Origin of the sequence: Bathymodiolus heckerae thiotrophic gill symbiont (genome assembly GCF_900128515.1) — a bacterium.
Lineage (GTDB): Bacteria > Pseudomonadota > Gammaproteobacteria > PS1 > Pseudothioglobaceae > Thioglobus_A.
The window spans coordinates 1-4,282 of sequence record NZ_FQTP01000105.1; the positions used below are offsets into that span (position 1 = coordinate 1).

The 4,282-nt window shown below is 40.6% G+C and carries 5 protein-coding genes; 4 read left to right on the forward strand and 1 reads right to left on the reverse strand.

The window, feature by feature from the left end; genetic code table 11:
- Positions 1–177: 177 nt before the first annotated feature.
- From BTHERMOSOX_RS09480 to BTHERMOSOX_RS09495, 4 genes are all read left to right on the forward strand, one after another.
- Entirely contained in the window at positions 178–360 is a 183-nt protein-coding gene (locus BTHERMOSOX_RS09480; RefSeq protein WP_138120879.1) for a hypothetical protein, read from the forward strand.
- A 96-nt stretch (positions 361–456) separates the two neighbouring features.
- A complete protein-coding gene (locus BTHERMOSOX_RS09485) occupies positions 457–867 on the forward strand; it encodes an ARMT1-like domain-containing protein (protein WP_346654952.1) in 411 nt (136 codons plus the stop codon).
- Between the two features lie 197 nt (positions 868–1,064).
- Positions 1,065–2,672 (forward strand): multicopper oxidase family protein, encoded by a 1,608-nt coding sequence (locus BTHERMOSOX_RS09490; RefSeq protein ID WP_138120881.1) that lies wholly within the window; start codon positions 1,065–1,067, stop codon positions 2,670–2,672.
- Positions 2,673–2,851: 179 nt separating this feature from the next.
- Complete coding sequence (locus BTHERMOSOX_RS09495; protein WP_138120883.1) at positions 2,852–3,889, forward strand: urease accessory protein UreH domain-containing protein; 1,038 nt, start codon at positions 2,852–2,854, stop codon at positions 3,887–3,889.
- A 103-nt stretch (positions 3,890–3,992) separates the two neighbouring features.
- On the opposite strand, the gene BTHERMOSOX_RS09500 is transcribed toward BTHERMOSOX_RS09495, so the two are convergent.
- A complete protein-coding gene (locus tag BTHERMOSOX_RS09500) occupies positions 3,993–4,172 on the reverse strand; it encodes a VanZ family protein (protein ID WP_138120885.1) in 180 nt (59 codons plus the stop codon).
- Positions 4,173–4,282 lie beyond the last annotated feature (110 nt).

A 4,282-nucleotide genomic window follows, 5' to 3' on the forward strand; every position in this document is an offset into this window, starting at 1 on the left:
ATGATAAATTACAAAGGAAAATAGGGCTGGATTATGGCAAAGTTAATCCTTCCACATATTTGTAAGTGATTGATTATTTAATAAATGGGAGAAATTAGAGAGCTGATTCGGGACTATATGTCGCCTTGTAATCAGAATATATTTTTCAAGGCATTGAATATTATAGATATTTACAATTTGAATGCTATATTTCGACAGCCTAGTACCGGCCTGCTAAAGCGACTTGAAAACATGGGTATTGAATCGTTGATCACAATTGAAACTAATCCTGATAAAGCTGTTGAGGATTATTTGCAAGGAAACCTGATCACCAAAGATGCTGAACCTCATGAGCATGGGCATAAACATGCTGAAAAATAATGGCTGATTTTATCGCTGGATTCGGTATGCTTAAATACTAATGCTGGCAATATCATAGATCTAGGCGTTGCTGAGAGCTATGATCTGGAGGCAACACTGGAGCGTGTTCTGACGCAAGCTTTTGCTATTAATGATTTGGCAGCATTACGTAATGCTTTAGCTCAGAGTGTGGCTGTTCTTTATCTGGCAGATAATGCGGGTGAGACTGTGTTTGACAGAGTACTGATCGAAACTCTTGATCTTCCTGTCAGCTATGTGGTCAAATCTGGCCCGATTATAAATGATGCAACCCGAGAAGATGCAGTTGCTGCCGGCATTGAGCCAGTGGCAAATATTATTGATAATGGGTCTAGTGCTCTTGGTGCCTTGCTTGATCAATGTTCAGAGTTATTTCGTAAACGTTTTGCACAGGCAGGTCTAATTATCGCCAAGGGTCAGGCCAATTATGAAAGCCTAAGTGATAGTTCGCTCCAATTTTCTTTCTGTTACAAGCTAAATGTAATGTGATTTCTTGGGACTTGGGTGTTGCCGAAGGAGGAACGATATTGAAACAACAAGTAGTGAACTAGATGGATTACAATATGCGAAGATGGATTTTTGTACGTAATTAGAATAGATAAAAGGCAAAGTCTTTGCAGAATAACTTTACATAAAATAATAAGTATATTATAAATAACTAACGCACATTATAGTCAGGAGTTGTTATGAACAAAAACGTTAATACCCAGCGTCGTAAACTTTTAAAATTTGCAGGTACTAGTGCCTTAGCCACAGCAGCATTAGCAACATTTCCTGGTCTGATAAATGCCAAGACAATGAAGGTGGGGAGACATGCGTCGCTTGATTTTAATCCAGATGTAGAAATTAGCCTGACAGGAGAAGTCCGATATACACCGATTTTTAGTGGTCCAGAAACCCGGGTCTGGAAAGTCATTGGTAAAGTATTAAAAGGTGATAAGAATGCTATTACCAATGAAGATAGTTATCTAGCGCCTACTATCCGCTTGCATAAAGGTCAGAAGGTTCGTATTTATCTAAAAAATGAATTACCTTCGGCAACGATATTACATTGGCATGGCTTACATGTACCTTCCAAAATGGATGGTAACCCCATGTATGCGATTGATAGTGGCGAGACCTTTGTCTATGAATTTGAAATACTCAATCGGGCTGGAACCTATTGGTATCATGCGCATACCCATAGCTTAACCGCCAAGCATGTTTATTCAGGGCTTGCAGGATTTTTCATTGTCAATGATGATGAAGAGCAGGCGCTTAAATTACCTCGTGGCGAATTTGATATTCCTTTAGTGATTCAGGATCGTAACTTTGATCAGCAAAATCAGCTTAAATATGATGGCGGCATGATGATGAAGATGCGTGGTTTTTTAGGTGAACAGATACTGGTAAATGGTACGCCTGAGTTTGAAGTACCTGTTGCCACACGAGCTTACCGAATGCGCTTATTAAATGGATCAAATTCGCGCATCTATAAATTAGCCTGGGATGATGGCTCGCCTATCAAAGTTATTGCTACAGATGGCGGGCTTTTAGAACGTCCTGAAACACTTCCTTATTTAACCCTGGCTCCTGCAGAGCGACGTGAAATCTGGGTTGATTTTAGTGATAAGGCAATCGGTGCCGAAGTTACTTTACGTAGCCTGGAATTTTCTTCATCTGGTATGGGCATGATGGGAGGAATGGGGGGCGGTATGCGCGGTGGTCGTGACCGTAGAATGGGTGGTATGGGAGGAGGGCAGGCACATGCCGGAAAGAGTTTTACGGTACTAAAGGTACGTGTTAGTAAAAAAGCGTCCGCTAATGATGTTTTGCCCAAGCGCTTAAGTACAATAAAACAATTACGCTTAGCGGATGCTGAAAATCCGCATTCACCACGCCGTATAACCTTATCCATGCGTCATATGTCAGCGCTACTTAATGGGCGCTCTTATAAAATGAACGATATCAGGAAAGATGAGATTGTTCCTGTTAATACCTTGCAGTTAATGGAATTTGATAATGGCTATCATGGTATGGGTGGGGGCATGATGGGCATGCCACATCCTATGCATTTACATGGTGAGCAATTTCAGGTGGTCAAGCGAGAAGTTAGGAGCAAATCAGGAAGAGGGTATGCTTCTATTTCTGCAGGCTTTCTGGATAAGGGCTGGAAAGACACTGTACTAGTGATGCCTGGTGAAAAAGTCACCATACTAAAGCCTTTTAATGACTATACCGGTATTTTTATGTATCACTGCCACAACCTAGAGCATGAGGATATGGGTATGATGCGTGATCTATTGGTGAAATAGCCCCAAAGCATTGTGCAAATGAAATACTGTTTAACCTATAACGACCATAATACAAAGACCGGCATAGCCTTGATTTAAATCAAGGGTATTTCTAAGTTAAGTTGTTAATATGGTTTAAAAAACAGATTGATATGAATTTGCAATAGCTGTAGTGAAAAAATAAGAGAAATAGATATTTTATGCAAATAAGCAAAAAGATCGATATTAAAGGCATGGTCTGTGGTGGTTGTGAGACTGTTATAGAAGAGGCGGTCAATGAAATAGACGGGGTGATTGAGGTCAAAGCTGATTACCTTGCTGGGCTATGTGCCGTCAGCTTTGAAAAAAATAAGACCAGCCTGGAGAATATTTATCAGGTTATTGAAGACAAAGGCTATCAGCCTGGACTAACTCCGGTTAGTAAAGGTAATGTGTTTGTCAAAATCAGTATTTCGATACTGGCATTAATCGGTATCGTTGTATTGATGCTTTTCTCGCGCAAATTATGGCATGAGTTCAGTGTGCCTGATATTAGCTCACAGCTAAGTTACGGCATGATTTTCGTGGTGGGTTTAATTACCGGATTGCACTGTATCGGCATGTGCGGCAATTTTGTCATAGGATATACTGTTAAAGATGCAGAGCAGGGGCATTCAGCATATTTCTCACATTTACTCTATGGCGCAGGAAAAACAATTTCTTATGCCATGTTTGGTGCGCTGTTTGGTTTTATAGGTTCAGTGGTAAGCATTACGCCATTTATCAGTGGTATGAGTATCTTATTAGCAGGTGTGTTTTTAATTATTTTTGGACTCAATACGCTCAATTTATTTGCAACACTAAAAAGAGTACGCATTAAACAGCCACAGGCCATGGCACGCTATGCCAATAAAAAACGACGTAATTCGCGCAGCCCCTTTTTTATCGGTTTTTTCACTGGTTTTCTATTGGGCTGTGGTCCTTTGCAAGCCATGTATGTGATGGCTGCCGGCAATGCTGACCCGATTGAAGGCGCAAAATTTTTAATGGCATTTGGCTTAGGTACCTTACCGGCCTTGCTAGGTTTTGGTATGGCTACACGCTGGCTATCAGGCGCAATGACCCAGAGGATTACGCAAATTTCCGGAGTTATTTTGCTGGTGATGGGATCCATGATGCTCAATAAAGGCCTGATGAAAATCGAGTCGGGTTATGATCTTAAATCCATCAGTACCCGCCTGACCCAACAGCTCAAGTAAAAAATCATAGGATGTGTTGAGGCACGAAACGCATTACAAACTTATGCCGCGAATGATGCGTTTCCTATCGTCAACACATCCTATATCAAGGAAAGGTTAAGTTTTACACATACCTAAAACATCTCAATTGATACAGGTAATACCCGCCAAGAAATAACATCGCTCCCACGGTATCGGCTAGCCAGTCATTAATATCACTCATTCTTCCCGGCACAAATGACTGATGCCATTCATCCAGCATTCCATAAACACTGCAAAATACCAGGCTACTTAGTGCTTGCACGAAAAAGCCATTTCTTGAAAATACATTACTATATTTAACGGAATATTTTTTAAATTTTGATTCAGCTTTACAAAAAACTCATCAACTCTTACGCGTTTTCTGAATACAGC

Coding starts and splice junctions, on each gene's coding strand:
- BTHERMOSOX_RS09490 (WP_138120881.1), top strand. CDS start 1,065: ATGAACAAAAACGTTAATACCCAGCGTCGTAAACTTTTAAAATTTGCA.
- BTHERMOSOX_RS09495 (WP_138120883.1), top strand. CDS start 2,852: ATGCAAATAAGCAAAAAGATCGATATTAAAGGCATGGTCTGTGGTGGT.